Here is a 2,847-nt window from a genome sequence, read left to right on the forward strand (position 1 = left end):
CCAGAGTGCATTTTTCAAATAAGCGGGTGGCTCAAGCTCTGGGTGATACTGCTTCATTTTTCTGCTGCTTACACCTTTTAAGCTGTTCACTAACTTCGTAAGCTGAACTTTTGGTGGGTAATTTATCAAAATATGAACGTGATCTGACTCGCCGTTAAACTCTTTCAGTTCAACCTCAAAATCATTGCAAACGCTTCTAAAAATCCCCTCTAGGGTAGTCAAATGAGCCCCTGAAAACACCTTTCCTCTGTACTTTGTTGAGAACACCAAGTGCGCGTGAAGATCAAACGCGCAATGTCTACCTTTACGTATTTGCATTTTACACCAATATGATAATTGTCTATAATTAGCTAATATTATAGCGTTTTTTAGTAATACGCCAATTGCTTAAAGCCACAAAAGTACGCATCTATCCAACGACTGAGCAGGCTGATTTTTTAAATCAGCAGTTTGGCGCGGTGCGTTTCGCGTGGAATAAAGCTCTAAGCCTGAAAAACCATTTCTATCGGGTAAGACATCAGAATTTATCACCACTCAAAGACCTCAAGCCGCTTTTAGCAGTAGGCAAAAAAAGTCGTAAGTATGTGTGGCTCAAGCAGTATGATGCCATTGCCTTACAGCAAGCTGTGATCAACCTCGATAAAGCCTTTAAAAATTTCTTTGACCCAAAGCTGGCGACACGATTCCCCCGCTTTAAATCCAAGCATGGCAAACAATCTAGTTATCACTGTACCAGCGTTGCGGTAGGTGAAAACTGGATTAAGGTGCCAAAATGCCGCCCCATTAAAGCCAAGGTTCATCGCCCCATTGAAGGTAGGATTAAGTCGATCACATTGACTCGCACAGCAACGGGTAAGTATTTTGCATCCATCTTGGTGGAAGATAAGCAAGAACATACCGCAACACCGCAAGAGATCGAATCGAGCAGAATTACTGGAATAGACATAGGTTTAACGAACTTCGCCATACTCGATAGCGGAGAGAAAATTACCAACCCAAGGCATCTGAAAAAATCAGAAGCCAACCTAAGACGGAAGCAAAAAGCCTTATCGAGAGCGAAGAAGGGCTCCAGAAGCAGAGTGAAAGCGCGTTTACTGGTTGCCAAGGCGCATGAGTGCGTGGCCAATGCTCGAAATGATTTTCAGCACAAATTGTCCAAACAGATTATTGACAAAAACCAAGCGGTAGTTGTTGAGACACTGAAAGTGAAAAACATGCTAAAGAACCACAAGTTAGCAAAGAATATATCGGATGCAGGCTGGTCATCATTCTTTGCAAAACTGGAATACAAGGCCAAACGATCCGGCTGCCATTTGATCAAAATTGATCAATGGTATGCCAGTTCTAAAACCTGTCATTGCTGTGGTTATAAGGTAAAAGAAATGCCGTTATCGGTGCGCAAATGGGATTGCCCTAATTGCCACGAGAAAGACATAGATCGAGATATAAACGCAGCGATCAACATTCGCGCCCAAGGCGTTTTGAAAATGAAGGCGGAAGGGCTGTCCGTCTCTGCTAAGGGAGGCAAGCGTAAGTCTAGTGTAAGGCTAGCGGCTGCCTGAGAACTTGGAAGCCCCTACATTTATGTAGGGGAGCAGTCACGTAAGAGTAAAAGAATTCGTAGCATGACGCACTGATCATGCTACGAAAGAAATTCATAACTCTAAGTCGATTATATCCACTTACTGAAGGTTAGTTTCCGCTTCAGCACTTGCTGGGCTTTCAATCGCGTTAACACCTTGTTTAAGAAGAGCTAGACGCTCAATCTGTGACAATGATGTTAGGTGAGAAAAAATTGGAGCCAAATAGCGTTTTTCTTTGATATCAAGGAATTTCTTGTCTGATAAATTATTCAAGCGCTCTTCATTGATAACGTAACAACCCGTTACATTTTTGATTTGATCTGCTGCACGAACACGCATGTTCAGAGGAGTAAACAAGTTGTTTTCGGCTAGGAAGTGACAAAAAGCTTTAGTGAACGCTTCCATTTGTTGTAACTCGCCAAGGTAGCGTTTTACATTTTCAATGACTTCTGTTGGTTGACCTTCTTCGTTAAACAAAGGTTGACCTTCTTCCGTTCCAACATACTCACTGTCTTCGTCTACACAGACTGTGAAGCTATCTTGGTCTGGATTCTTTGCCAGTGCAAAAGGATAGCGACGAATGATCGCAGGAACGTATGACGCTTGCCATTTTCCATCTTCACCAACGAACAGGTTTTCACCAGCATCAAGACTAAGCAAAGTCACAGGGCGGAATTCGTCTTGTGCTTTGTCTTCCAAGAAAACAATAGGGTAAACCGATGCCGCACGTACAAATTCGTGAACCATGACAGAGGCAATGTGAAAATTGCTAGCAAAGCCAAAATTTTCGATAGGTTTGACTTTGAAATTAGCGTGTTGCTCTTTGTTTATAGGTGTTAATTTGCTGAACATATTTTTTCCTTAATTCATGAAAATTTTGACGAATACTACAATTTACAATCGTATTTAACACGTTATTTTTTGTGTTTTGAATGCGTTGTTAAACCAATAATATGCCACTATTTTTGGAAATGCGACACTCTAAAGTCAGTATTTTTGCGGCTTAGCACGCTTTTTACATTACTTACAAAAATTAACATTGCATGTGGTAAAAGAGACATTAATGGTATATCTCCTAGTGTAAATAAGGAGCTATAATGGATTATATTTATTCTAATTTTATACAGTTTCTTTGAAAGATTTGAGTTATTTAGCCACTGCCTTTGTCTGCAACATCACTCTTTGAACAAAAGAGTGATGGTTGAACGTTAGCCAGTTGTTCGATATCAAACTTGAAAGAAATCTACACTAGGAAGGTTGCCAT

General features: G+C 40.9%; 3 protein-coding genes. 1 reads left to right on the top strand and 2 read right to left on the bottom strand.

What is annotated here, in order from left to right:
• Positions 1-318: IS200/IS605 family transposase (tnpA, locus tag LG368_RS13125; protein ID WP_226755184.1), on the bottom strand; the 318-nt coding region annotated here is incomplete at its 3' end.
• Between the two features lie 65 nt (positions 319-383).
• On the opposite strand from tnpA, the gene LG368_RS13130 reads away from it, so the two are divergent.
• A complete protein-coding gene (locus LG368_RS13130) occupies positions 384-1,562 on the top strand; it encodes a transposase (protein WP_226755185.1) in 1,179 nt (392 codons plus the stop codon).
• A gap of 120 nt (positions 1,563-1,682) precedes the next feature.
• Here LG368_RS13130 and LG368_RS13135 read toward each other — a convergent pair whose 3' ends face one another.
• Positions 1,683-2,435, bottom strand: coding sequence for a SapC family protein (locus LG368_RS13135; protein ID WP_226755186.1), 753 nt, complete (start codon positions 2,433-2,435; stop codon positions 1,683-1,685).
• Positions 2,436-2,847 lie beyond the last annotated feature (412 nt).

Source organism: Marinomonas algarum, assembly GCF_020532605.1.
Classification (GTDB): domain Bacteria; phylum Pseudomonadota; class Gammaproteobacteria; order Pseudomonadales; family Marinomonadaceae; genus Marinomonas; species Marinomonas algarum.